Source organism: Massilia sp. Bi118 (genome assembly GCF_918697865.1).
Classification (GTDB): domain Bacteria; phylum Pseudomonadota; class Gammaproteobacteria; order Burkholderiales; family Burkholderiaceae_D; genus Telluria.
Genome location: NZ_CAKKMV010000007.1, coordinates 24,658 through 50,167, shown reverse-complemented (window position 1 = coordinate 50,167; position 25,510 = coordinate 24,658). Strand labels below are relative to the sequence as shown.

Sequence of the window (25,510 nt, the reverse complement as noted above, 5' to 3'; positions counted from 1 at the left end):
TTCAAACCGGCCGTGTCGCCGACAGCGCGCGCGCCAGCGCCTGGCGATTCAGGCGCTTGTCGCTCGCGGCGACCACGACGCAGGCGACGCCGTGTCCGATCACGTTCGTCAGCAGGCGGCACTTCATTGTCCTGTCGATGGCAAACAGGATGGCCATCGTCTCCGGCGGCACGACATGCAGCAGCGCGACGGTGGCCGCCAGCGTCGCCACACCCGATCCCGCCACGCCGACGGCGCCCTTGCTGCTGATGAGCGCCACGCCAAGCATCCACGCCAGTTCGTGCCAGCCCAGCCGCACCTGCGCAGCCTGGGTAAGGAACACCAGGCCCATCGCGATGTAGAGATAGGTGCCGGCCAGGTTCAGTGAATACGAGAACGGCAGCACCACGTCCGTGACCGCGCGCGGGCAGCCCAGGCCTTCGAGTTTTTCGCTCAGGGGCACGAGGCCGGCCAGGGATGAACTCGTGAAAAAGACGAGATAGAGTTCGGCCCTGATGTAGGCGATGAAGCGCAGCAGGGACATGCCCGCAAACCAGGCCGCCCCGCCCAGGACGACAAGCACGAACAGGGCGCTTGCCAGGTTGATGGCGGCAATGAACTTCAGCAGCGGCAGCAGCGGCGCCAGGCCGTGGCGCCCCACCGCGGCCGCCATGGCGCCGAAGGCGGCCAGCGGCGCCAGCATCAGCAGGAGCTTGATGGCGCCGAACAGGCGGAGGCGGCAACGTTCGGCCAGCGCCAGCACGCGTGCGTCCGGAAAACGGCCGAGCAGCAGGCCAATGGGCAAGGCCGCCGCCAGCAGGAGCAGGTTGTTCGCCTTGAGTGAGGGCAGCCTGTCCAGCCAGCCCAGCATGGAGGCCGGGGCCGCCGGCGGCGGTGCCGTGGCCGGCAGGGGTCCGGCGGCGAGCACCGCCCCCACGCCAGGTTCGAGCGCCCAGCCGGCAGCGAGGCCGGACAGCATCGACAACAGGGACAGCAGCGCAAAGTACGCAAAGGCCAGCGCGCCGATGCGTCCCAGTTCGCGATGGCGGCCGAGCGTGGAGGCGCTGGACACCAGCATGCAAAAAATCAGCGGATAGGTGAGCCAGCCCAGCAGGTGGATGAAGGCCTGGGCCAGGGGCTGCATCTGCACCGCGAGCGCGGGCGCAAACAAGCCCAAACCCAGGCCCGCGGCGACCGGTATTGCCAGCGGCAGGAAGCCCTTCACCTATGCCTGCCCTTTGCGTGCAAGCTCGATGAAATGGCGCAGCGTGGGCCGTTGCCCTTCCTCGCGCCAGGCCAGCGTCAGGGGTGCGGAGAGCGCCGGCGGCGCATCCTTGATCGTGCAATACACGACGTTCTCGGCATGGAAGCCCTGCATGGACGCAGGCACCGCGGAAACGCCGGCGCCGGCGGCGACCAGGCTGATATTCGTGAGCATGCGCTCTACCTCGATCGCCACGTTCGGCACGAAGCCGGCCTGCACGCAGGCTTCGACCAGGTTCGCGTACATGCCGGGCGCCCCGCTGCGCCGCACCAGGATGAAGCGCTCGTCGCGCAAGGCCGACAAGGGCACCGCCGGCAGACCGCGGCCAGGCTTGCGGGGCAGCGCTGGATGGCCGACCGGCAGCACCAGCAGCAGTTCTTCTTCGAGCAGGGATTCGAAGGTCAAGCCCTCGGGCTGGCTGACGGGCCGCCGCAGGAAGGCCACGTCCAGCTGGTTCTGCACCAGCGCATCGGTCAGCTCGGCCGCATTCCCCTCGCGGAATTCCAGCTCGACCTGCGGCCACGCATCGCGATAGGCGCGCATCACTTGCGGAATGAAGCGGTGGGCGGCCGCACTACTGGTGAGTCCGACCGACAGGCGCCCCACCGTGCCGCTGCTGGCGCGCGCCGCGCGCACCACGGCCGCGTCCACATTGTCGAGGATGGCGCGCGCCTCCAGCAGGAAGGCCTCGCCGCCCGCGGTGAGCGTCGCGCCTTTCGGGTGGCGGCGGAACAGCTCGAAGCCCAGCTCCTGCTCGAGCGCCCGGATCTGCTGGCTCAAGGGCGGCTGCTGCATGCCCAGGCGTTCGGCCGCCCGCGTGAAATGGCCTTCTTCGGCGACGACGACGAAATAGCGCAGGTGTCTCAGTTCCATGCGGTCTCTATATTTTTTAAGTATTGAAACGACTGTTTCGAGATATTTTACATTGAAGAAGCTTCTCGGTAGCATCTTCGTACGCAAATAACAACGAGCTTCGAGACGACGATGCCCCTCCTTCAACGTGCCGCCGCCCTTGCATTGAGCCTGGCCGCCCTGCCCGCCGGCGCCCAAACCCTCGGCAACTGTCCCGCGGGGCTGGACGAGATCGCGCGCTGCTACCGCGGCAGCGACGCCAACGGCGCCAACTACCTGATCGCCGTTCCGCTGCAATGGAACAGGACGCTGGTGGTGCACGCGCATGGCGGACCGCGCCTGTCGCATGCGACCAACGACGACAATACGGAAGACCTGGAACGCTTCGCCGTCACGGTGCGACAGGGCTTTGCCTGGGCCGGCTCGGCCTACCGCCGCCCCGGCTACGGCGTGCTGCTGGCGGCCGAAGATACCGACAATCTGCGCAAGCTGTTCAACGCACGCTTCGGCCAGCCCGCGCATACCATCCTGCATGGCCAGTCCTGGGGCGGCAATGTCGCCGCCAAGGCCATCGAGCTGTATCAGCGCGCGCCGGACGGCAAGCGCAATTACGACGGCGTGGTCCTCACCAGCGGCATGCTCGCCGGCGGCACGCTCAACTACCTGCACCGCGCCGACCTGCGCGCCGTCTACCAGTACTACTGCAAGAACCATCCGCGTCCCGATGAAACCCAGTATCCGCTGTGGATGGGACTACCGCCTGGTTCAAAGATGAGCGCCAGGGAACTGGAACGACGCGCCGACGAATGCCTGGGCCTCAAAAGCCCGCCGGCGCAGCGCAGCCCGGAACAGCAGCGGCGGCTGGCCAACATCCTCGCCGTGATTCCGGTGCCGGAACGCGCCCTGCAATCCCACCTGAACTGGGCCACCTTCACCTTCCGCGACCTGGTCCGGCAGGTCGGCGGCAATCCCTTCGATAACCGCCACGTGCGCTACAAGAGTGCCGACGACGACGCCGCCCTGAACGGCAACGTGCAGCGCTTCGACGCCGATCCCGCCGCGGTGGCGCGCCTGGCGGAAGAATCCGACCTCACCGGCAAGGTCGAGGTGCCGGTCATGACCATGCACGCGATCGACGACCCTACCGCGCTGGTCGAATACGAAGCGGAATACCGCGCCAGGGTGGCCGCCGCCGGGCACGAAGACAAGCTGCTGCAGACCTTCACCCGCGAGCACACGCACGCCAAACTGGCGGACGCCGAATATGCCGGGCTGTTCGACAGCATGATGGCGTGGATCGCATCCGGCGCAAAGCCGCAGGCCGACGATGTCGCCAAGGCCTGCGCCGCCGAAGCTGCGCGCTTCGGCGGCGGCTGCCACTTCGATACCGATTACCAGCCCAAACCGCTGTTCACGCGCGTCGCCCCACGCGCACCTTAAAACTTATAACCACAACCCGGAGACATCCATGAAACACACTTTGCTGGCGGCCGCCCTGGCCGCCCTGTCCCTGCACGCCCATGCGCAGTCTGAAAAAGGCGCCGGCAGCAGCGCCGTCACCATCTACGGTTCGATCGATGGCGGCCTGCGCCACGAAACCAACGTCGACCCCGAGGGCAACAGCGACACGACCATGAGCTCGAACGGCACCTTCCGCTCGAATCGCCTGGGCTTCCGCGGCAGCGAGGAAATCGGCGGCGGCAACAAGGTCAACTACGTGCTGGAGATGGGCTTCAATTCCGGCACCGGCGCCCTGAACAACACCAACAACGTGATCTTCCAGCGCGAAGCGCACGTCGGCATGTCGGGCGCATGGGGCGCCCTCGACGCCGGCCGCAACTACACGGTGGCCTACCGCACCATTCTCGCCTTCGACCCGTTCAAGTTCCGCTACCCGAGCATCACTTACGTCCTGTCCTCCACCAACGGCGTCCGCAAGGACAACGACGTGCAATACACCGGCCGCTTCGGCGACTGGACCGCGCGCGCCGAATGGGCGCTTGGCGAAGTCGCCGGCGACGCCGACTACGGCACCACCAAGGCCGTGGGCGCCAACTATGCGCACGGCGGCCTGAAGGCAGGCGCCAGCTATTCGGTCGCCAAGCAGAACGCCGGCACCGGCAGCGCGCCGAACTACCGCGACTACACGCATGTGGCCTTCGGCGCCGCCTACGATTTCGGCGCCCTGGCGCTGGCGATCGGACATGTCAAGCAAACCCAGGAAACGGGCGGCGCCCGCGACACCACCTCGGCCTGGGACTGGTTCGGCGGCAGCTACCAGTTCACCCAGCGCTTCGACCTGACCGCCGCCTGGTACCGCAACAAGGCCTACAACACCAAGGCAAGTGCGGCGGCGGCGATCGGCGATGCGCGCAAGGACATGCTCATCACCGGCATCACCTACATGCTGTCGAAGCGGACCACCCTCTACGCCGAAGTCGACCGCACGAAACTGAAAGGCGGCTTCGCCACCGGCGGATCGGCCAAGCTGAACCAGACCCGCCAGCGCGGCATGGCGGCCGGCATCATGCACACCTTCTGAGACAACGACCATGTTCAAACTGAGACTTCTTCCCATTGCCGTCCTGTTCCTTGCCCATGCGGCGCAGGCGCAGCAGCAGAACGAGCGCGACGAGTTTTACTGGCTCGGCGAGATCAACAAGGCTTCGGCGGTCATCAATTCGCAGGAAGGCCTGCTGGACCAGTCGAAGGTCGCCAGCATCGCCGCCGGCCTGGCCCAGGTGATCGAGGCCGGCAAGCAGCCGGGCGCCAAACGTCCGTCGACCGTGATCACCTTCGAGCCGCTGATGATCAAGGCGGCGGGACCGGACGTGACACTGCTGCATGCCGGCCGCTCGAGCCAGGACATGCATGCCACCTACCGCGCCGCGATCATGCGCGACAACATGCTGAAGCTGGCGGAGCAGTTGAACCGGACCGCCGGCACGATCGTGCAACTGGCCGGACAACATGAGAAGACCATCGTCCCCAACTACACCAACGGCGTGGCGGCGCAGCCGAACAGCTACGGCCACTACCTGCTCGGCTATGCCGCCGGCCTCGATCGCGACGCCCAGCGCATTCGCGAAGCGTATGCGCGCATCGACCAGTCGCCGATGGGCACGACCGTACTGAATGGCAGCAGCTGGCCGCTGAACCGGGGCCGGATGGCCGATTACCTCGGCTTCGGGGCGATCGTCGACAACGCCTACGATGCGCACCAGATTGCGGCGGTCGATTATCCGGTGGAGGTGGGCTCGATCGTCACCGGCATCGCCCTGCATGCCGGCAGCTTCGTCGAGGACGTGATGGCGCAATACGGGCAGGCGCGGCCCTGGATCCTGCTGCGCGAAGGCGGCGGCAATACCTATGTGTCGAGCGCGATGCCGCAGAAGCGCAATCCCGGCCTGCTGAATTCGACCCGCCGCGAGGCATCGATGGCGATCACGCTGGCCATGGGCCCGGTCCTCGAAGCACACAACATCCCGCCCGGCATGAGCGATGCCAAGGAGGTGAAGCCGAACGCGGAAATGGTGGACAGCGCGATCAAGGTTTTATCCAACTGGGACAGGATCATGAAGTCGCTCGTCATCGACAAGGACCGCGCGCTGGAGGAGTTGAACAGCGACTGGACGGCGTCGCAGGAACTCGCCGATCAGCTGATGCGCAATTACAAGCTGCCCTTCCGCGAGGGCCATCATTTTGCATCGGAGGTCGTCGATTACGCCAGGGCGCATGACATCCGGCCGAGCGACTTTCCGTATGCCGAGGCGCGCCGCATCTACAAGGAAGCGACGAAGGATTACGCCGCCGGCGAACTGCCGATGAGCGAAAAGGAATTCCGTGCGGCGCTGGATCCCGTCGCCATCGTCAGCCACCGCGCCACCGCCGGCGGGCCGCAGCCCGCCGAGATGGAACGCATGCGGAAGGCGGCGCAGCAAAGGCTGGCGCAACAGGATGCCTGGATCAGGGAAAAGCGCAGCCGGATCGACGCGTCCCTGACCAGACTGGACCGCGATTTCGACAAGCTTGTACCGCAGGAGCGCAAGGGGGCCCCGCAAGGAAAATAGCAGCCGCCTCAGGCCGCGACGGTCTCCACCCGCCGCATCCCCATCGCCTCATACAGGGCAATCGCGGCCTGGTTCCCCGCCTCCACCTTCAAGTCCACCGCATGGGCGCCCTGGCGCTCGAAGGTGCGGCAAATGTGCGCCATCAGCGCCGTGCCCAGGCCCTGGCGGCGGTAGGCCGGCGCAACGGCCAGGTCCTTGACGAAGCCGGAGTTCCAGGCGATGCCGGCGGCCGCCAGCGCGCCGGCCGGGGTCTCGGCCAGGAACACCAGGCGCACGTCGAATTCCGGGTCGGAGGACAGGATCTGCCACCACTGGTCGCAGGGGCCAAGGCTGGCGCCGCGCGCGGCGTAGCTGTCCTGCAGCAGCGCGTGCAGGGCCGGCACGTCGGCGCGCGAGCGGAAGGTCCGCAGCACGTAGGGCTGGATGGCGGTGTCGGCAAGGGGATGCGCGAGTTCGCGGCGGTAGCGGTGGATGGTCATGGCTGTGCTGATCCGGTTCGGGAAAGCGGCGATTCTACGGCCGCATTTCCCCGCGCGGACGCCGCCGCCGGCCTTTCCCCCATCCGTGGTGTGACGCCGATGCGAATCGATGCCGGCGCTCAGGCCGGGAAGCGCACAGTCGCTGCCAAACCGCCCAGCCGCTCCGACGAACCCAGCGTCAGCGTGGCGCCATGGCGCTCGGCGATCGCCTTGATGATGGCCAGGCCCAGGCCGCTGCCGGCGGCGTCGCTGCCGGGTACGCGATAGAAGCGGTCGAACACGCGTTCGCGTTCCTCGGCCGGGATGCCGGGGCCGCTGTCCTCGACCGTGACGCTCAGGGCGCCCTGCTCCGCGGCCACCGACACGTCGACGGTGCCGCCGCCCGGCGTGTACTTGATCGCGTTGTCGACCAGGTTACGCAGCAGGATCATCAGCGCTTCCGGCTGGCCTTCGACCTCGCCGCCGTCGGCGCGCTGCAGGCCGAGGTCGATGTGCCTGTTCTGGGCCACGCCGATCAGGTCGGCCACCGCGCGCCTGGCCAGGTCGGCCAGCACCACCGGCTGGTGCGGCGCCGCGCTGGCTTCCTGGCGCGCCAGCACCAGCAGCTGCTCAACCAGGCGGGTCGCGCGTTCGATGCCGGCCGACAGGCGAGAGATCGCCAGCTTGCGGGCCTCGAGACTGTCGGCGCGCTGCTCGGAACGTTCCAGGCTCTGCACCTGCAGCTTGAGCGCGGCCAGCGGCGTGCGCAGCTCGTGGGCGGCGTCGGCCACAAAAGTCTGCTGGGTGTCGAAGGCCTGGCGCACGCGCCCGAACAGCAGGTTCAGTTCCTGCACCAGCGGCCGCACCTCGTCCGGCAGGCCGGCGTCCGACACCGGCGACAAGTCATCCGCCTGGCGCGAGGCCAGTTGCTTGCGCACGCGCGCGACCGGCTCCAGCGAACCGCTGATGACCCACCACACGACCAGCATCAGGATCGGCATCATCACGGCGATCGGCCCCAGCGTGCGCAGGGCCAGGTTGCTGGCCATGCTCTTGCGCACGGCCAGGTCCTGCGCCACCTGCACGGTCTGGGCGCTGGTCTGGATCGAGAAGATGCGGTAGGTGGTGCCGTTCGCGCGCACGTTGGAAAAGCCGAGCACGGCGCGCTGCGGCAGGCGCGCATGCGAGGCGCTGCGAAACACCTGCACGCCGTCCGGCGACCATACCTGCACCACCAGGTCGTCGCTGCCGCTCAGCGGCGCCTCGACGCTGCCGGCTTCCTCGCTGTTGGCCAGCGGGACGCGCGAGCGCAGCGACAGCGCCATCTGCTGCATGTGGTAGTCGAAGATCTGGTCGGCGTCGGCCAGCGCGGTGCGGTAGGCGATCGAGGCCTGGGCGACCGCGGCGATGGTGATGGCGGCCAGCACGTACCACAGCAGGCGCCCGCGCAGCGAGTGCGTGAGCCTTCTGCGCGCCTTCTTGGGACTCATACCTTCGGCACCATGTAGCCGACGCCGCGCACGTTTTGAATCAGGTCGCTGCCCAGCTTCTTGCGCAGCCCGTGGATGTAGACTTCCACCGCATTGCTGCTGACTTCATCGCGCCAGCTGTACAGCTTCTCTTCGAGCTGGGCCCGCGACAGCACCGCGCCCGGGCGGGCGACCAGCGCTTCCAGCACCGCCCATTCGCGCGCCGACAGCACGACCGGCTGGCCGTCGACCAGGGTCTCGCGGGTGGCGGGATTGACGGAGATGTTCTTGTATTCGAAGACGGGTTCGGCACGCCCGGCGGCACGCCGCAGCAGCGCACGGATGCGCGCCAGCATTTCGTCGAGGTCGTAGGGTTTGAGGACGTAGTCGTCGGCGCCGGCATCGAGCCCGGCGATGCGCTGGGCCACGGAGTCGCGCGCGGTGGCGACCAGTACCGGGGTGCGGTCCTTGCGGGCCCGCATGGTGCGAAGGACTTCGAGCCCGTCCTTGCGCGGCAGGCCCAGGTCGAGCAGCACCAGATCGTAGTTCTGGTTCTGCATCAGGGCCGTGTCGGCCATCTCGCCATCCTTGACCCAATCAACGGCGTAGTGCTCGGCCCTCAGCAGGTCGAGCACCACTTCGCCGATCATCGTATCGTCTTCCACCAGCAATAGCCGCATCAAATCCCCCGATTCTCAGAAAACCATGCGGATAGAAGAATCTTTCGAGCTTTCAGTGTACTAAGGGGAGCTTAAACTCCCCTTAAACAAACCCTTAAGCAATCCTTAGCCTATCCGGACAGGAATGAAGATTCTCTCATCCCCACGCTGGATCAACAAGGCAACCGACTTGCTGGACTTGCCGACCACGTCGCGCACCTGCTCCACGGACGTCACCGGCTTGCCGTTCACCGACAGCAGCACGTCGCCCGGCTGCACGCCGGCCACCTGGGCAGGGCCGCCCGCATCCTCGACCAGCAGGCCGGACATGATGCCGGACTGGCGACGCTCCAGCGGGTCCAGCGCGCGCAGGGCCAGGCCCAGCTTGGCGCCCTTGTCGGCGCTGGCCAGGTTGTCGCGATCGCCCGCCGCCGGCTTGTCGTTGGCGTTCGCCAGAGTCGCGTTCAACTGGACGGCATGGCCATCGCGCCAGACATCCAGCGTCATCTTGTCGCCCGGCTTGGCCACCGAGACGATGGCGCTCAGGTCGCCGCCGGAGATGATGGGCTGGCCGTTGACCTTGCGGATCACGTCGCCCGACTTGAGGCCGGCCTTGTCGGCCGAACTGCCACGCTCGACGTTCCTGACCAGCGCGCCGTCCGGCGAGTCCAGCTTGAACGAATCGGCGAAATCCTGGCCGACGTCCTGCAGGCCGATGCCCAGCTTGGCGTGCTGCACCTTGCCGGTGCTGACGATCTGGTCCTTGATGCGCACCGCGACGTCGATCGGGATCGCGAACGACAGGCCCTGGTAGCCGCCGGTCTGGCTGTAGATCTGCGAGTTGATGCCGACCACTTCGCCGCGGGTGTTGAACAGCGGACCACCCGAGTTGCCGGGGTTGACGGCGACGTCGGTCTGGATGAACTGCACGCCGTTGGTGTCGATGTTGCGGCCTTTCGCGCTTACCACGCCGGCCGTCACGCTGCTTTCCAGGCCATAGGGCGAGCCGATCGCCAGCACCCATTCGCCCACTTGCAGGTTGCGGGTGTTACCGATCGGGACCACCGGCAGGTTTTTCGCATCGATCTTCAGCACGGCGACGTCGGTCTTCGGGTCGCTGCCCAGAACCTTGGCGCGGTATTCGCGGCGGTCCTGCAGCTTGACGGTGACTTCGTCGGCGTCGCGCACCACGTGCGCGTTCGTCAGGATGACGCCGTCCGGGCTCACGATGAAGCCCGATCCAGCGCCGAAAACGAGTTCCCGGTTGCCCCCATTGCCGCCGCGCGGCTGCTGCGGCTGGAAGCGCCGGAAGAATTCAAAGAAGGGATCGTCCTCGTCGAACTGCGGCATCTGGCGCTGCGCCACCTTGTGGCTGCCGACGACGCGCACGTTCACCACGGCCGGGCCGTTGTGCGAGACGATCTTGGTGAAGTCGGGCAGGTTGGTGCCGACTGGATTGCCCGCCACCGGGGCCGGCGCTGCTGCCACCGGTGCGGGGGGCTGCGCCGCCAGCGCAGCGGCTTCGGCGGCGGCGGTGGCGTTATTGTGATTGACTGCGACCGCGCCAACCGCTCCGCCAATGACACCGGCCGCGCACAGCGCCAGGGTGAGACGTTTTGCGGTGATGGCGGTGACTGCACCTTCGTTAGCCATTACGTACTCCTAGATTGGGAAAGGGGTTTTGAAGACTGCTTTTTTGAAGTAGCTAGTTTCTCGCAAGAGCCTTAAATCACTCTTAAGGCCGAGCTTAGAACGCGCTTAAACGGCCTAAGCCCACGCGGACAACAGACGTAAAAAGAGGCGCACGCGGCGCCTCGTTTTTGTTGGTGGACACAAAGTGCCCACCCAGATACCGAATTATGCAGCTTGCTGTTGCGGCTGCTCCAGCACTTGCACATTATCGGTGTTGCCGTTCGCATCGGCGATCGCGATCTTGCGCGGCTTCAGGGCTTCGGGCACTTCGCGCACCAGTTCGATGGTGAGGATGCCGTTGTCGAAGCCTGCGCTGACGACCTTCACGTGGTTGGCCAGCTGGAAGCGCTGCTCGAAATCGCGCTGGGCGATACCGCGGTGCAGGTAATGGCGCTGGACATCGTCCTTTTGCTTGCGGCCGGTCACGTGCAGGGTGTCGCGTTCGGCGACGATCTCGATTTCGCTGCGGCTGAAGCCGGCGAGCGCCATCACGATCCGGTATTTGTCTTCGCTGACCAGTTCGACGTTGTACGGCGGGTAGCTCGGCGCTGCTTCGGCGCGCTGCTCGAGCATATTCACCAGGCGGTCGAAGCCGATGGCGGAACGATACAGGGGAGTCAGGTCAAAAGTACGCATGATGAAATATCCTTTTAAGGTTAAGCGATAAGTTGACGGACCTCATCGTGAGCGTCCGTTGGGACCAATCTAATGCCCGCCCCATTCGTTTTCAAGGCATACGAAATATCGTTTTACAATCGATTTTGCAAATTTTATTTGCATCGATGTGGTTGAGCATTTTCGATCCACGGTGGGTGCTACACTCGCCTTTTGTTGCATTTCTGACTCACCTTAGACCGCCTCTTTCGCCATGACCGCACATCACCCGCATCGTCGCTTCAAGACCCTGGCCACCCGTTCCGCCACTGCCGCCGCACTGGCCCTCACGCTGGCCCTGCCGGCCCGCGCCGACGTCCCCGCGCCTGTCGAACCGACCTATCCCGGCACCATCGTCCTGAACGTCGATGCGACCAACCTGTCGCAGCAGATCTTCCAGATGCGCATGAGCATCCCGGTCAAGCCAGGGCCGCTGACCCTGCTGTATCCGCAGTGGCTGCCGGCCAACCACGGCCCGAACGGCCCGATCACCCAGCTGGCCGGCCTCAAGTTCACGGCCAACGGCAAGCCGGTCGAATGGACCCGCGACCCGGTGCAGGTGTTCGCCTTCCACGTCAACGTGCCCGAAGGCGCAACCATGCTCGAAGCCGAGTACCAGTACCTGTCGCCGCTCGACAGCTCGCAGGGCCGCATCACCATGACCGACGAGATCCTCGGCGTGCAATGGGTGTCGACCACGCTCTACCCGGCCGGCTACGTGGCGCGCGGCATCACCGTGCAGCCGAACCTGAAGCTGCCGAAAGGCTGGCAGTACGCGACCGCGCTGGAGACGGAAAACCGCCAGGGCGACGAAGTCCACTTCAAGCCGCACGACCTCGAGACCCTGATGGACTCGCCGCTGTTCGCCGGCCACTACTACAAACAGTTCGACCTCGACCCGGGCGCCAGGGTGCCGGTGCGCCTGAACGTCTTCGCCGACACCCCGGAAAGCCTGGAAGCGAAGCCGGAGCAGATCGAAGCCCACCGCAAGCTGGTCCAGCAAGCGTATAAACTGTTTAACTCGCACCACTACAAGCACTACGACTTCCTGTTCGCGCTGTCCGACGAATTCGGCGGCATCGGCCGCGAGCACCACCAGTCGAGCGAGAACGGCGTCAAGCCGGGCTACTTTACCGAGTGGGCCAAGGGCGAATCCGGACGCGACCTGCTGCCGCACGAGTACACCCACTCCTGGGACGGCAAGTTCCGCCGCCCGGCCGGCCAGAACGTCCCCAACTTCAACACCCCGCTGCAGAACGAACTGCTGTGGGTCTACGAAGGCCAGACCCAGTACTGGGGCAGCGTGCTGGGCGCCCGTTCGACCCTGGTGTCGATGCAGGGCGCGCGCGATGCGCTGGCCGCCACCGCCGCGCGCTACGACAGCATCGCCGGCCGCAGCTGGCGTGCGATGCAGGACACGGTCAACGATCCGATCCTGAATGCGCGCCGCCCGCTCGGCTGGGCCAACTGGCAGCGCAGCGAAGACTATTATTCGGAAGGCCAGCTGATCTGGCTGGACGTCGATACGCTGATCCGCGAAAAATCGGGCGACAAGAAATCGCTGGACGATTTCGCGAAGGCTTTCTACAGCATCAACGACGGCAGCTTCCTGCCCGCCTTCTACACCTTCGAAGACGTGGTCGCGGCCCTGAACAAGGTCCTGCCCTACGACTGGGCCACCTTCCTGCGTACGCGCGTCGACGGCCACGGCCCGGGCGCGCCGCTGGACGGCCTGGCGCGCGCCGGCTGGAAGCTGGTCTACACCGACACCCCGACCGACTACATCAAGAGCTACGACGACCGCCTCAAGGGCGCCGACCTGAGCTACTCGGTGGGCTTTACGGTGACCTCGGACGGCAACGTGCGCAACCTGATCTGGGACGGCCCGGGCTTCCGTGCCGGCCTGGCCGCCAACACCAGCATCGTCGCCGTCAACAACCGTGTCTTCAAGCCGGAGGTGCTGAAGAAGGCGATCAAGGAAGCCAAGGATTCGAAGGAACCGATCCAGCTGCTGGTCAAGAAGGGCAATGTACTGCGCACGATCGCCCTCGACTACCACGGCGGCCTGCGCTATCCGCGCCTGGAACGCATCCCGGGCACCAAGGATCGCCTGGAGAGTATCTACTCCGCATTGAAGTGACGCCCGTCGCTGACCCATGTCATCAAACTGTCATATGGAAGCCGTAAGCTGATGCTGCCGACAAAACCATAACAAGACAGGGAGGCATCAATGAACTGGATCAGCAGGAGCATCAACGAAACGCGCGCCCGCCGCTTCATGCGGGCATCGCTCTACCGCACTGCGCTCGAAGGGCTGCCGGAAGGCCTCGAGCGCAGCTGGCGGGACAGCGCACCGCAGGAATACCCAGGCATCCGCACGGATGCCTTTTTTTTCGTCCGCGCGGCCGACGGCCTGCTGCGCTTCTTCGACGCCGTCTCGCACAGCGAAGCGCCCTGCGCCCTGCCCTCGGAAGCCGCGGATTCGGTCTGGCACGCCTGGCTGCGGCATGACCCCATCGGCCTGGAACGCTACTGCCGCCGGCACTTCGGGCGCACGATCCCGCACGTGGAGCGCGCGGGCCTGGGCTCGGGCGCGCTGGCGAATACGCTGATGGGAGGCCGCAGGCTGGAAGGGATCACCCCGCTGGGACCGCGCCTGCCGCAGCTGTTCGGGCTGGACGCGCGGCTGCGCATGCCGGGTGGGCACGGCTACTGGAACCGCGGCGACGAGATCGTCTACGCGCGCCTGAACCAGCGCGGCCTGTGCCTGCAGCGGGCGCAAGCCCATCCCGAACTGCTCACCGCCGCCCTGCTCGCGGCCGGCCTGGTCGATGCCGACATGGTGCTGGCCCACATGCGACTGCAGCAAACCACCGCCACCGGCAGCAGCTGCGGTTCGTTCGCGGACGGAGGGCTGGCCTTCGCTAGTGACAGCGGCTGCGCCGATGGCGGCGGCGACGGCGGCGGCGGTGGCGGCAGCAGCTGCGGCAGCTCCTGTGGCGGCGGCTGCGGCGGAGGCGACTAAGCGCGCATGATCGCTTCGAGCTCGGCGGCGATCTGCTGCGCCAGCAGATGGATGTGGTAGCCGTCGACGAAGCCGTGGTGGGCCTGCACCGAGAAGGGCAGCTGCAGGCCGCCGTCGGGACTCTCGCGGAATTTGCCCCAGGCCAGGGACGGGATGTCCGGCGTGGCCAGCGATGCCATCGGATGCTGGATCGAGGTGAAGTCCTGCCAGGGCATGCAGGTGACGAAGACCTGGTCCTTGGCGTCGCGCGGCGACATCCGCAGGTAATGCTCGTTCAGCGCCAGCATATTGCCCGCCTCTTCGCGCGCCGCCTGTCCCCGGGCGACGAACTCGCGCACGTCGTCCGACCAGTCGAACTGGGCGAAATTCAGGTCGAAGTGCTGGTTGACCACCGTGAAGGACGGGTGCAGGCGCTCGATGCGGATCACCTCCCCCTCATGCACGCGGTAGCGGAAGTTCTCGACCTGCAGGATGGAACGCAGCACGGCGCACAGCAGCACGTGGAAAGGCGCCAGGCCCTGCTCCTTGCACCAGGGCCGGAAGTCCGGCAGGTCCATGCGGAAGCACAGGTTGACGGCCGGGCTTTCCATGCGGTCGAAAAAGTCGAAGCGGTCGCGCCGGCGATCGAAATCCGGAAGTTCAGACATAGCGCGCACTCCACGCCGCGATCACGCTGGCCACATAAGCCGCGTCTTCCTTTCCGGTGACGAGATGGTCGATCCCGTCCAGCGACACGAAACTCTTCGGATGCTGGGCGATGCCGAAGATGCGGCCGGCGTTGTCGACGTCGACGGTGCCGTCCTGCGGCGCGTGCATCACCATCAGCGCGCGTCCCAGGCTGGCGATGCGTTCGTGAAGATGGTGCTGGGTCGCATCCTCGACGAAGTGCTGGCGGATGTCGAAATCGCGTCCGGCCAGTTTCACGCGCGCCTGGCCCAGCTGCTCGATGGTGTCGATGTGCTCGGACAGCAGCTTGTCGACCACGTAGTGCGGGTCGCTCGGCGAGGCGATCGTCACCACGGCGGTCGATTCGGGAATGCGGTGGGCGGCTGCCAGCACCGCGGTGCCGCCCAGGCTATGGCCGATCAGCAGCTTGGGCGCGGCGAATTTCTGGCGCAGGAAGTCGGCCGCGGCGAGCAGGTCTTCCACGTTCGACGAAAAATTCGTGTCGGCGAATTTGCCCTGGCTGTTGCCGAGACCCGCGAAGTCGAAGCGCAGCATGGCCACGCCGAGGTCAGCCAGGCCCTGCGAGATGCGGGTCGCGGCCAGCACGTCCTTGCTACAGGTGAAGCAGTGGGCAAACAGGCCATAGGCGCGCGGCGTGCCGTCGGGCGCATCGAGCTTGGCCGAGATCTTGCCGTGCGGTCCCTGGAAATCCATACGTTGGGTAATCATGGGCGCCACTTTGCACCGGATCGGCGGCGCATGCAAGTCGGCGCCGCGCGCTATACTCATGAGCCCATCCCTTGTAAGGAAGCGCACCATGCAAATCATCGGCCTGATCGGCGGCATGAGCTGGAAAAGCTCGGCCGAATACTACCGCCTGATCAACGAAGGCGTGCGCACCCGTCTCGGCGGCCTGCATTCGGCGCGCTGCCTGATGTGGTCCTTCGACTTCGCCGACATCGAAATTCTGCAGCGCCTTGATCGCTGGGATGAAGCGGCAAGCCTGATGGTCGACGCCGCGCAGCGCCTCGAACGCGGCGGCGCCGACTTCCTCGTCATCGCCACCAACACCATGCACATCGCCGCGCCCCAGGTCCAGGCGGCGACCAGCCTGCCCCTGCTGCACATCGCCGATCCGACCGCGGAACGCATCAAGGCGGCCGGCCTGCGCCGCGTCGGGCTGCTGGGCACCGCCTTCACGATGGAACAGGATTTCTACAGGGGCCGCCTGGCGCGCGAGCACGGGCTCGAGGTGCTGGTGCCGGAGGCGCAAGACCGCGCCACGGTCCACCGCATCATCTATTCGGAACTGGTGCAGGGGCAGATCCACGAGGCTTCGCGCCAGGCCTACCGCGAGGTCATTGCCGGCCTGGTGGCGCGCGGCGCCGAAGCCATCATCCTCGGCTGCACCGAGATCATGCTGCTCATCGGGCAGGAAGACAGCCCGGTGCCGCTGTACGACACGACCGGCCTGCACGCGGAAGCGGCGGTTGCGCGTTCGCTCGGCATCCCCGCTTGACGACCAACCTACCAGTTGGTAGGATTCACCCATGAACAAATCATCGACCACTGCCGACGACATCCTGGCCTGCGCCCGCTCGCTGATCGTCACTGGCGGCTATAACGGTTTCAGTTATGCCGACATCGCGGACGTGGTCGGCATTCGCAAGGCCAGCATCCACCACCACTTCCCCAGCAAGGCGGAGCTGGTGCGCATCCTGGTCGCCCGCTACCGCGAAGCCGCCGAGGAAGGCATCGCCAACCTGGTGCACAGCGTGCCCGGTCCCCTGGAACAGCTGCGCGCCTACATCGGCTACTGGAAAGCCTGCATCGGCGACGCCAGCGCGCCCTTCTGCGTGTGTGCGATGCTGGCCAGCGAACTGCCCATCCTGCCCGAGGAAGTCGCACTCGAAATCCGCGCCTATTTCCGTTTTTTGTCCGGCTGGCTGGCCTCGGCGCTGGAACGCGGCGTGCAGCAGAAGAGCATCGCGCTGGCGAATTCGCCGCAGGTGGAAGCCGAGATCTTCATGGCGGCGGTGCACGGGGCGATGCTGTCCGCGCGCGCCTACGGCGATACGGATATTTTCGGCAGGATCATGGATCCGCAACTGGAGCGCATGGCGGCTTAGCGGTGTCCGGCACTGTTCCTGCCTGCCTGTGCTTTTTTTGCCGCCCTTGCCTACCAACTAGTAGATAGTCAAACTCACTTACAAAGGAACCGACATGAATACCTCCTCCACCGCCGTCGACCACGCCGCCCAGGAAGCCTGGCTGAAGCGCTACTACTTCACCCGCGCAGCATTCTCCATCGCCTGGATACTCGCCGCCCTGGGCGCGGGGCGGCAATCGCCGGGCATCGCCGCCTTCCTGCTGGTCACCTACCCGCTCTGGGATGCGCTGGCCAACCTGGCCGACGGCACGCGCAGCGGCGGCCTGGCACGCAACCGCTCGCAGGCCTTCAACGTCGCCGTCAGCCTGGCGGTGGCGGGCGCGGTGGCGATCGCCCTGCCCGACATGCACCGGGTGCTGGCCGTGTTCGGCGCCTGGGCCATCCTGTCCGGCCTCCTGCAACTGGGCGCGGCGCTGGGCCGCTGGAAGAGCGTGGGCGCACAATGGGCGATGGTCCTGAGCGGCGCGCAATCGGCGCTGGCGGGCGCCTTCTTCATCTACCAGGCCGGCACGCCCATGATGCCCTCGATCGCCACCGTCATCGGCTATGCCGGCTTCGGCGCCTTCTACTTCCTGGTGTCGGCGCTGTGGCTGAGCGTGGCGTCCCGGCGCGCCAGGAATGCGTAGAATGCGGCTCATGAACGAGACCTCTTCCCTGATCGCTACCCCGCTCACCCGCGACTTCATCCACGGCGCGGTCGACATCGAACAGACCCCGGCCGGCCTGCTGCCGCACCGCCTGCCCGCCTGGGCGCGCGCGCAATGCCCGGACCCGCAGCTGCTGATGGCGGCATCGCAGCCCTCCGGCGTGCGCGTGGTGTTCCAGACCGCGGCCACCGCGCTGGAACTGGATGTGCTCGCGACCAAACGCGTCTACAGCGGCCTGGGTCCGCGGCCGGACGGCATCTACGACCTGTTCATCGGCGGCCAGCTGGCGCAGCAGGGCAGCGTGCAAGGCGGCCGGGTTTTACATATCGACATGGCGAGCGGCGCGACCACCGTCGCCGAAGGAGAAGTGCAGACCCTGCGTTTCAGCGGCCTGCCGCCCGAACAGAAAACCATCGAGATCTGGCTGCCGCACGACGAAGTGACCGAGCTCGTGTCCCTGCGCTCGGATGCGCCGCTGTCGCCGGTGCCGACCGCCGGAAGGCGGCGCTGGGTGCATCACGGCAGCTCGATCAGCCAGGGTTCGAATACCACGCACCCTTCCGGCACCTGGCCGGCGGTGGCCGCCCTGCGCACCGGCTTCGAGCTGCTGAACCTGGGCTACAGCGGCAATGCGCTGCTCGATCCCTTCGCTGCGCGCACCATCCGCGCGCTGCCGGCGGACCTCATCAGCATCAAGATCGGCATCAACCTGGTCAACAAGGACCTGATGCGCCTGCGCGCCTTCGGTCCAGCCGTGCACGGCTTTCTCGACACGATACGCGAAGGCCATCCGGACACGCCGCTCATGGTGATGTCGCCGGTCTTCTGCCCGATCCACGAAACCCTGCCCGGGCCCTCGGTCTACGACATGGATGCGCTGGCCGCGGGGCGCCTGTTGTTCAAGGCGGGCGGCAGCGCGGACGAGGTCCGGCAGGGCAAGCTGACCTTGAGCGTGATCCGCGAGCAGCTGCGTGCGATCGTCGAGCAGCGGCGTGCCCACGACCTGCATCTGCATTACGTCGATGGCCTCGAGCTGTACGGCCCGAACGACAATCTGCGGCTGCCGCTGCCGGACGAACTGCATCCGGATGCGGCCAGCCACCGGCTTATCGGCGAGCGCTTTGCCGGGCTGCTGCACGACCTGCAGCACGGTGCCGCTCCCGGCGCAGCATGAGGGTCTGCACGGCGTTGACGCCGGACGATGCGGCCCAATACAGGCCCAGGCCGGCCGACAGCTTCCAGACCATGAAGGCCATGATGGCGACCTGCATCGCCACCATCAGCATGGACGGATCCGCCGAGGCCGAAGGGTAGTACCAGGCGGCGAGGCCAGTGAGCAGCAGGATGAGCGCGGTCAGCGCGGCGTCGGGCGAGGCCAGGCTCTTCATCCACAGGAAGGCGCCCTTGCCGGCGCTGGCCTGGCTGATGGTCCGGTAGAGCAATCCGAACACCGGCAGCTGGACCAGCGCGCCGAGGAGCGTGGAACGGTCGAACAGCCGCACGCCGTTTTCCTTGTACAGCGCGGCGACGGCCGCAAACGCATCCTGCGGCTTGTCCTTCAGGCGCGCCCGGATCTCTTCCACCTGCGGCTGCAGGGCCTTGATCTTCTGCTGGTTGGCGAGCGCCTTGCGCGCCATGTGCAGGGTCAGCGGCAGCAGGGCAAAACGTACCGTCAAGGCCAGGCACAGGATCGCCCAGCCCATGCTGCCGTCGAACAGCGAAGCGAGAAAGGACATCAAAGTATCAGCGTTCATATCGTTCCAGAGTTGATGAGTCTGTCCGGAATTCTAATGACGAATTGATCAGAAATTATCAGCTTTTCACTGAGCCTTACTTCGGTTTTTCCTCAAGAGCGTTTAACAAAACTTTCAGGGCAAGGCGCATCGTCGAAGACAGTACGCTAGTACGGCGAGACGATGCAACGCAGCCATGGAGGTTTTGTTAGACGCTCTTAGCCAAACAAACCATGCAGGTACCAACGCGGCTCCTCCTCATCCGCGCCGATCCGCTCCCGATAAACCCAGTACAGCGCATGGTCCTGCCCCTCGGCGATGAAGTAATCGCGCGTCTCGGGTCCATTCCACCAGCCGGCCTCGATCCGCTCCGGGTTCGAAGCCATGCGCAGCGGCGAGCCGTAGAAGGGCCGGTGGTCGCGCATCAGCAGCGCGATCGGCTTGGCCAGCAGCCAGGTCGGACGCGGCAGGCTCATCACGTCGGGCGGCATCTGCGCATTGCGCGCCCGGTCGCTGATCTTCTGCTGCACCGGCACCCACATGTTCGCCTGCTCCGGCCGGTAATCGGCCATCGGCAGGGCCTGCAGCACGTTCTCGGCGCCCAGGCGCGCCACCAGCAGTTCCAGCATGCGCATGCGGTCTTCCTCGGTGCCGCCCGGTTCCGGAAACAGCGATTCGTTCGGCGGCGCCATCGGCTGCAGCTGCTTCGCTTCCAGGCCCAGGCCGATCACGGGCGCCTCCAGCACCAGCTTGGCCAGGCGCTCCTTCAGCAGGCGCACCAGGTGCTCGTCGCGCCAGGCCGGTTCGGCCAGCGCCACCTCGACGCTGGTCGGCGCGCGCGCTTCCCTGCCCCGCTCGTGTTCGAGCCTGAGCACGATGCGCTCGACCGCCAGCTGGCGCGCGCACAGCCACCCAGTGAGCTGCAGCAGCAGGCGGCGGGCGCCGGCCAATAAAAGTTCGGCATCGTCGATACGGTCGAACAGCTCGAGGCGCGCGGCAAAGGTCTCGGGTGCGGCGATCCATTCGTGCAGCTCCGGGCTCAGGCCGTAGGCGGCGTCCACCAGGTCGAGCAGCGCGCGTCCGCAGCGCCGCTGCAGGCCGGGCCGCGGCAGGCGCCGCAGCTCGCCGAAGCTGGCGCAGCCGATGCCTTCGAACCAGGCCGCGTAGGGGCGCGCCGGCGGCGCCAGCAGCACCTCCAGCAGGTCGAGGCGGCGCACCAGGGTCGGCATCTTGACGGTGCGCCGGTAGCGCATGGTCCGGCCGTCCGTACTGCCGCTGCCGGCGCGCGCCAGCAGCCAGGCGCCGCGCGCGGTCGGGGCGCAGCCCAGCGAGGCGGAAAAGCCCAGCGCGCGCACGTTCTCGCGCACGCGCCGGCACAGCGCGCGCACGCCGCCGAACAGGCGCAGGCTGGCGCCGACGTCCATCAGCAGCGTGCCCTCCTCGGCCTCGGTCACCTGCGGCGTGTACTGCAGCATCGCCATCGCCACTGCGTACAGGGCCTCGGCCTCGCGCGGCGGCGAGCGCTCGTGGACCTGGGCCTCGGGCATCAGCATCAGCACGCCGCCGCGGCGCATGCCGGGCTGCACGCCGGCGGCGCGCGCCACCGGGGAAGCCGCCAGCACCCGCTCCTGCTCGAGCACGACGCTGCCGGCGTCAGTGCACCAGCTGGGACTGAAGACTTCCAGCGGGAGCCGGGGCAGTGACAGGCCGATCCACAGGCGCATGGCGGGGAATGTGCGTTTGAATGAGGTTGGAGGAAAGCGGCAGGAACAGCGGCGCATCGCGCTGCGGCCCCCGGCGCTTGACGAAGTCGATCTCGATGCCGCCGGCCTGGGGCCGCAGCGCCAGGCGCAGCGGCGCCGGCGAGGCATCCTGCCCCGCCGCCAGCGGACGCATCATGAAGAACAGGGTCTCGCCGCCCTGCGCGGCCAGGTGCAGGCGGCGCAGGCTGTCGCTGCGCACCTGGTTCTGCCAGAACAGGATGGCGCCGCAACTGCCGCTGCGCAGCACCTGCTCGGCCGCCCACAACGCATCCGCCGTGCGGCCAGCGCGCAGCCAGATCAGCTGCGAAGGCGGCACGCCCAGTGCGGCCAGGGCCAGCGCCTGCGGCGGATGGGGCGGCTGCAGCAGCACGATGCGGCGCGCCGCCACCTCCGCCAGCGCGGGACGCAGCAGGCGCATCTCGCCGATGCCGGGCTGCTGCAGCAGCAGGTCGACCAAGGCGCCGGTCGGCCAGCCGCCGCCCGGCAACTGCGCCGACAGGGCCGCATGGCCGGTGTCGACGCAGCGTGTTGAAGAACGCGCCAGTTGGGAGGCGCGCCAGAGCGACGGATGCAACGATTCCGGCGCTGCTGGAATGGAATCTGAGCAGTTGATCATGAGCTTTTGATGCGAGATGACGCAAAGAAATACTGTATGTTTATACAGTACTCTTCTCATCAGCTTTTGACAAGGTTTATCTTTTGTAATGGATCAAGGATGACTTGTTGGCGCTCGCTTAAACCCCCATCCGTGGGGCTGCACGGCGCCGGACTGGAGGCCTAGACTTGCGAAATCCCCTTCGTGCAACCTGGACCCATCCACCATGACTTCCCTGATCAATCTGCTGATTGCCTCCTACCTCGCCATGAACCCCGCGCCCGCGCAGGCCGCCACCGCCAGCCTGGCAGCGCCGCCAATCGCCAAAAGCGCCGACAGCCAGCAAAAGGCGGCTTTCAAGGAGATGCTGGACGAGACCCAGAAGATTAACGAGCTTTGCACGCGCGACCACTTCGGCAAGACCTGCATTGCCGCTCAGGAACAGTTCCAGCGCAAGTTCCTGAAGCAGGTGCCGAAGTACGAGCCCGCCGTCCTGGGCGTCGGCGCCACCCTGCAGGCGAAGCAGGCCAGGTAGCCGATATAGGCAGGCCGGCCGCCCTGCCGGGTTATGATGACGACATCAGTTCCGTCATCACAGGCCCATGTTCAAGACCTTAAGCAGGCAATACCAGAAATCCCCCATCCTCGAGCACCCATCCATTTCCGGGCGCCGCCTGTTCGGCATCGCCCTGTTCGCCGCTTTCCTGCTGCTGTTCTGTCTGCGGCCGCCCAACAAGACCGGCGATTTTGCCGAATATGGCGTGATGACCATCGCCCTGGCATCGCATGGCACGCCGGCGATTCGCTTATCGGATATTCAGGAAGCAAAGCGCCTGAATCCGGAGCCCTCGTTTTCCGCCTTCTACCAGGAACTGGAAGAAGGCATCCGCAAGAACGCCGACAATCCCGCGCCCGCCATCTACCGCGGCCACGATGGCGCTTATTACTCGCTCCATTTCTTCGCCTATTCGGCGCTGGCCGCCATTCCGTATGCAGTCTTCGACAAGCTCGGTATTCCGCCTTTCAAGTGCTACCAGTTCGTCAACCTGGCCTTCATTTTCATCCTCGGCCTGGCCGCTTTCGACTTTTTCAGGTCGCGCAATGGCGCCGCCATCACGATCGCGCTGTTCTTCTGCTGCGGCGGCCTGCTTTATTGGGACTGGTGCAGCCCGGAAGCAATGACGGCGGCAGCCCTTCTGGCGGGGTCGATGCTGTATGCCACGCAAGCGCTGATTGCAGCCGGCGTGCTGGTCGGACTCGCGGCCATGCAGAATCCTTCGCTGGTGCTGTTTGCAGGTTTTGCGCCCGTCTTCAAATTCTTCTACAAGCGCAGCCTGCCATCGGCGCGCGAGACCGTTTCGCTCGCCATCCTCGTCCTGCTGTTTGCCCTGCCGGTTCTCTTCAGCCTGGCCGAATTCGGCGTGCCCAGCCTGATCGCGACGGTGGCCACCGATCCGCGCCTGATCGGCGGGATCCGCCTGTTCTCTTTCTTCTTCGACCTGAACCAGGGCATGCTCATCGGCGTGCCGGCGCTGTTCGCATCGCTGGCCTTGATCGTCCTGTTCGCGAAAACAGCGTCGATGCGCATCCTGGCCTGCTGCTGCGCCCTCTTTTCGATTGCGCTGGCGCTGCCCGCGCTATCGGCCGCCAACTGGAATTCCGGCGCCTCGGGCATGATGCGCTATGCGTTCTGGGCGGCCATGCCCATCCTGTTCGGCTGCCTGCTCTACGCCAGGGAAAACGCAGTGCCGAAAGCCCTGATCCTGGCCGTGCTGCTGGCCCAGGCCGGCGCCACCTGGATGGAGCGGCAATACAGTTATGTGCAATTCAGCCGCGTCGCCAAATTCTTCCTCGCCAGGTTCCCGGCAGCCTACAACCCGGTATTCGAAATCTTTTCGGAGCGCCTGCGCAACCGCGAAGGTTCGCTGCCCAAGGACAGCGTCCTGTATTACACCGTCAATGGCAAAGTTACGAAAATCGGCTTCAACCTGGAAAACAAGGGAATCGGCCCGAAAATCTGCGGTAAAAGCAAAGAGCTGTCCCCCGATACGCGCTTCGCCACCGTCGACGATGGCTGGGCTTACCTGAATGACGCCCCGGTCTGCAATCCGATGCTGACCGAAGATGCCGTCTACGGCGCCAAAGACTTCGCGGATGCCGCAACCCTCAGATTCACCCAGGGCTGGGGCAGCGTGGAATTCGGCGGCGCCAACTGGGACGGCATCTGGACCGTGGCGCCGGTCGCGCAATTCGAGATCACGCCGCCTTCGAACCTGCCGTATAAAACACTGCGCATCCACGGCCAGTATGTTGCCCCCGGCATGGAAACGGAGGTGTCCTTGAACGGCGTCCAGCTGGGACGTTATGCGCTGGACCGCGGCCTTCCCATTTCCGTGAAAGGCGCTCTGCGAAACCATGAAGGACGATCCATCGTCGAGTTGCGCAATGTGCCAGTAAAAAATCCTGTCCCGGCAAGCGGCGATCAAAGGCAGCTGGGATTCTTCGTCACCAAAATCGTATTGAGCGGAGCCCAGCCATGACCACCACCATGCAAACCATCGGACTGGTCCTGTTCGTCCTGGCCCTGCTGCACACCTTCTCGACCCATTTGTTCGAAGTGCTGGCGCACAAGCACCCGCGCCATGCCGGCCTGTTCCACCTGCTGGGCGAGGTCGAGGTCGTGTTCGGCTTCTGGGCCTTCGTGCTGATGGTCTTCATGGCCGTGGTCGACGGCGGCGCGGCGGCGGTCGATTATGCCGAGTCGCGCCACTACGCCGAGCCGCTATTCGTGTTCGTGGTGATGGTGGTGGCCGCCTCGCGCCCCGTACTGGAAGCGGCGCGCGCCCTGCTACGCATGCTGGCCCGCTTGGCCCCGGTGCGCTCCGAAGTAGCCCAGGCCTGGCTGGCCCTGGCCCTGGTGCCGCTGGCCGGCTCCCTGATCACCGAGCCGGCCGCGATGACCCTAGCCGCGCTGATGCTGGCGCCCACCGTGTTCCGCCAGGGCATGCCCGAATGGCTGAAGTACGGCGCGCTGGGCGTGCTGTTCGTGAACGTCTCGATCGGCGGCACCCTGACCTCCTATGCCGCGCCGCCGGTGCTGATGGTGGCCGGCACCTGGGGCTGGGACAGCCTCTACATGCTGAGCCATTTCGGCTGGCGCGCGCTGCTCGCGGTGCTCGTCAACGCCACCGTCGTCACCTTCCTGCTGCGCTCCCACCTGCGCCAGCTCGATGCCTCCGTCGACGGCGAAACGGCGCCGGTGCCGCCGCTGGTGGCGCTGATCCACCTGGCCTTCCTGGCGGCCGTCGTGCTGCTGGCCCACCACCCGGTGCTGTTCATCGGCCTGTTCCTGCTGTTCCTCGGCTTTACCCAGGCCTACGACCGCTACCAGTCGCCGCTGATCCTGAAGGAAGGCCTGCTGGTCGGCTTCTTCCTGGCCGGCCTGGTGGTGCTGGGCGGCATGCAGCAATGGTGGCTGCAGCCGATCGTCTCCAGCCTCGGCCCGACCGCACTGTTCTTCGGCGCCCTCGGCCTGACGGCGGTCACCGACAACGCCGCCCTGACCTACCTCGGCTCCCTGATCACCGGCCTGTCCGAGCACGAGAAATACATGCTGGTGGCGGGCGCGGTGGGCGGCGGCGGCCTGACGGTGATCGCCAACGCCCCGAATCCGGCCGGCGCGGCCCTGCTGCGCCACGGTTTCGCCGACGAATCGATCGGGGCCGTCTGGCTCTTGCTGGGTGCGCTCGGTCCCACCTGTGTGGCAGCATTGATGTTCCTGTTGTAAGGTAGACACCGAACCAATAGGAGAGGC

Annotated in this window: 24 protein-coding genes; 12 read left to right on the top strand and 12 right to left on the bottom strand. The window is 66.2% G+C overall.

The genetic code is table 11. The features are described 5' to 3' along the window. Nucleotide 1: 1 nt before the first annotated feature. Together LQV39_RS11905 and LQV39_RS11900 are read right to left on the bottom strand one after the other, a co-directional pair. Nucleotides 2-1,204, bottom strand: a complete 1,203-nt coding sequence (locus LQV39_RS11905; protein WP_230025704.1) for a cation:dicarboxylate symporter family transporter — start codon at nucleotides 1,202-1,204, stop codon at nucleotides 2-4. Continuing rightward, nucleotides 1,205-2,116, bottom strand: coding sequence for a LysR family transcriptional regulator (locus LQV39_RS11900; RefSeq protein ID WP_230025702.1), 912 nt, complete (start codon nucleotides 2,114-2,116; stop codon nucleotides 1,205-1,207). A gap of 111 nt (nucleotides 2,117-2,227) precedes the next feature. Between LQV39_RS11900 and LQV39_RS11895 the strand changes: the two genes are divergently transcribed. Genes LQV39_RS11895 through LQV39_RS11885 form a run of 3 tightly spaced genes read left to right on the top strand, consistent with a single transcriptional unit; the run spans nucleotide 2,228 to nucleotide 6,165 of the window. After that, nucleotides 2,228-3,535, top strand: coding sequence for a hypothetical protein (locus LQV39_RS11895; protein WP_230025700.1), 1,308 nt, complete (start codon nucleotides 2,228-2,230; stop codon nucleotides 3,533-3,535). 28 nt (nucleotides 3,536-3,563) lie between these two features. Next, nucleotides 3,564-4,637 carry a porin gene (locus LQV39_RS11890; protein WP_230025698.1) on the top strand — a complete coding sequence of 358 codons (1,074 nt, stop codon included), beginning with the start codon at nucleotides 3,564-3,566 and terminating at the stop codon, nucleotides 4,635-4,637. Between the two features lie 10 nt (nucleotides 4,638-4,647). After that, nucleotides 4,648-6,165, top strand: coding sequence for an argininosuccinate lyase (locus LQV39_RS11885; RefSeq protein ID WP_230025696.1), 1,518 nt, complete (start codon nucleotides 4,648-4,650; stop codon nucleotides 6,163-6,165). A gap of 8 nt (nucleotides 6,166-6,173) precedes the next feature. Here the strand turns inward: LQV39_RS11885 and LQV39_RS11880 are convergent, their stop codons facing one another. From LQV39_RS11880 to LQV39_RS11860, 5 genes are all read right to left on the bottom strand, one after another. Further along, complete coding sequence (locus tag LQV39_RS11880) at nucleotides 6,174-6,644, bottom strand: GNAT family N-acetyltransferase (protein ID WP_230025694.1); 471 nt, start codon at nucleotides 6,642-6,644, stop codon at nucleotides 6,174-6,176. 119 nt (nucleotides 6,645-6,763) lie between these two features. Continuing rightward, nucleotides 6,764-8,113 (bottom strand): ATP-binding protein, encoded by a 1,350-nt coding sequence (locus LQV39_RS11875; RefSeq protein ID WP_230025692.1) that lies wholly within the window; start codon nucleotides 8,111-8,113, stop codon nucleotides 6,764-6,766. Further along, complete coding sequence (locus LQV39_RS11870) at nucleotides 8,110-8,772, bottom strand: response regulator transcription factor (protein WP_230025690.1); 663 nt, start codon at nucleotides 8,770-8,772, stop codon at nucleotides 8,110-8,112. The genes LQV39_RS11875 and LQV39_RS11870 overlap by 4 nt, the downstream gene beginning before the upstream one ends. 105 nt (nucleotides 8,773-8,877) lie before the next feature. Further along, nucleotides 8,878-10,404: a Do family serine endopeptidase gene (locus tag LQV39_RS11865; RefSeq protein WP_230025688.1), complete on the bottom strand. Its 1,527-nt coding sequence runs from the start codon at nucleotides 10,402-10,404 to the stop codon at nucleotides 8,878-8,880. A gap of 204 nt (nucleotides 10,405-10,608) precedes the next feature. Continuing rightward, nucleotides 10,609-11,079, bottom strand: a complete 471-nt coding sequence (locus tag LQV39_RS11860; protein WP_230025686.1) for an Hsp20 family protein — start codon at nucleotides 11,077-11,079, stop codon at nucleotides 10,609-10,611. 232 nt (nucleotides 11,080-11,311) lie between these two features. Between LQV39_RS11860 and LQV39_RS11855 the strand changes: the two genes are divergently transcribed. Next, nucleotides 11,312-13,237 carry a M61 family metallopeptidase gene (locus LQV39_RS11855; protein WP_230025684.1) on the top strand — a complete coding sequence of 642 codons (1,926 nt, stop codon included), beginning with the start codon at nucleotides 11,312-11,314 and terminating at the stop codon, nucleotides 13,235-13,237. Between the two features lie 90 nt (nucleotides 13,238-13,327). Beyond that, nucleotides 13,328-14,122: a hypothetical protein gene (locus tag LQV39_RS11850; RefSeq protein ID WP_230025683.1), complete on the top strand. Its 795-nt coding sequence runs from the start codon at nucleotides 13,328-13,330 to the stop codon at nucleotides 14,120-14,122. On the opposite strand, the gene LQV39_RS11845 is transcribed toward LQV39_RS11850, so the two are convergent. Continuing rightward, complete coding sequence (locus LQV39_RS11845; RefSeq protein WP_230025681.1) at nucleotides 14,119-14,769, bottom strand: CatA-like O-acetyltransferase; 651 nt, start codon at nucleotides 14,767-14,769, stop codon at nucleotides 14,119-14,121. The genes LQV39_RS11850 and LQV39_RS11845 overlap by 4 nt on opposite strands. After that, nucleotides 14,762-15,517, bottom strand: coding sequence for a S9 family peptidase (locus LQV39_RS11840; RefSeq protein ID WP_230025678.1), 756 nt, complete (start codon nucleotides 15,515-15,517; stop codon nucleotides 14,762-14,764). The genes LQV39_RS11845 and LQV39_RS11840 overlap by 8 nt, the downstream gene beginning before the upstream one ends. Nucleotides 15,518-15,605: 88 nt before the next feature. On the opposite strand from LQV39_RS11840, the gene LQV39_RS11835 reads away from it, so the two are divergent. The 4 genes from LQV39_RS11835 (at nucleotide 15,606) to LQV39_RS11820 (ending at nucleotide 18,779) form a co-directional block, all read left to right on the top strand. Further along, nucleotides 15,606-16,307 carry an aspartate/glutamate racemase family protein gene (locus tag LQV39_RS11835; protein ID WP_230025676.1) on the top strand — a complete coding sequence of 234 codons (702 nt, stop codon included), beginning with the start codon at nucleotides 15,606-15,608 and terminating at the stop codon, nucleotides 16,305-16,307. Nucleotides 16,308-16,338: 31 nt separating this feature from the next. After that, a complete protein-coding gene (locus LQV39_RS11830) occupies nucleotides 16,339-16,917 on the top strand; it encodes a TetR/AcrR family transcriptional regulator (protein WP_230025673.1) in 579 nt (192 codons plus the stop codon). Between the two features lie 94 nt (nucleotides 16,918-17,011). Then, nucleotides 17,012-17,584, top strand: a complete 573-nt coding sequence (locus LQV39_RS11825; RefSeq protein ID WP_230025672.1) for a DUF308 domain-containing protein — start codon at nucleotides 17,012-17,014, stop codon at nucleotides 17,582-17,584. Nucleotides 17,585-17,594: 10 nt separating this feature from the next. Continuing rightward, nucleotides 17,595-18,779: a GDSL-type esterase/lipase family protein gene (locus LQV39_RS11820; RefSeq protein ID WP_230025669.1), complete on the top strand. Its 1,185-nt coding sequence runs from the start codon at nucleotides 17,595-17,597 to the stop codon at nucleotides 18,777-18,779. Here LQV39_RS11820 and LQV39_RS11815 read toward each other — a convergent pair. The 3 genes from LQV39_RS11815 to imuA form a co-directional block, all read right to left on the bottom strand. Then, nucleotides 18,712-19,359 carry a membrane protein insertase YidC gene (locus LQV39_RS11815; RefSeq protein ID WP_230025667.1) on the bottom strand — a complete coding sequence of 216 codons (648 nt, stop codon included), beginning with the start codon at nucleotides 19,357-19,359 and terminating at the stop codon, nucleotides 18,712-18,714. The genes LQV39_RS11820 and LQV39_RS11815 overlap by 68 nt on opposite strands. Nucleotides 19,360-19,556: 197 nt before the next feature. Beyond that, nucleotides 19,557-21,062, bottom strand: coding sequence for a DNA polymerase Y family protein (locus tag LQV39_RS11810; RefSeq protein WP_230025666.1), 1,506 nt, complete (start codon nucleotides 21,060-21,062; stop codon nucleotides 19,557-19,559). Further along, nucleotides 20,992-21,717, bottom strand: a complete 726-nt coding sequence (imuA, locus tag LQV39_RS11805) for a translesion DNA synthesis-associated protein ImuA (RefSeq protein ID WP_230025664.1) — start codon at nucleotides 21,715-21,717, stop codon at nucleotides 20,992-20,994. The genes LQV39_RS11810 and imuA overlap by 71 nt, the downstream gene beginning before the upstream one ends. Before the next feature lie 205 nt (nucleotides 21,718-21,922). On the opposite strand from imuA, the gene LQV39_RS11800 reads away from it, so the two are divergent. From LQV39_RS11800 to LQV39_RS11790, 3 genes are all read left to right on the top strand, one after another. Beyond that, nucleotides 21,923-22,231: a hypothetical protein gene (locus LQV39_RS11800; protein WP_230025662.1), complete on the top strand. Its 309-nt coding sequence runs from the start codon at nucleotides 21,923-21,925 to the stop codon at nucleotides 22,229-22,231. 67 nt (nucleotides 22,232-22,298) lie between these two features. Continuing rightward, nucleotides 22,299-24,236 carry a hypothetical protein gene (locus LQV39_RS11795; protein ID WP_230025660.1) on the top strand — a complete coding sequence of 646 codons (1,938 nt, stop codon included), beginning with the start codon at nucleotides 22,299-22,301 and terminating at the stop codon, nucleotides 24,234-24,236. Then, on the top strand, nucleotides 24,233-25,483 hold the full coding sequence (locus LQV39_RS11790; RefSeq protein ID WP_230025658.1) for a putative Na+/H+ antiporter: 1,251 nt from the start codon (nucleotides 24,233-24,235) through the stop codon (nucleotides 25,481-25,483). The genes LQV39_RS11795 and LQV39_RS11790 overlap by 4 nt, the downstream gene beginning before the upstream one ends. The last annotated feature ends 27 nt before the right edge of the window (nucleotides 25,484-25,510 follow it).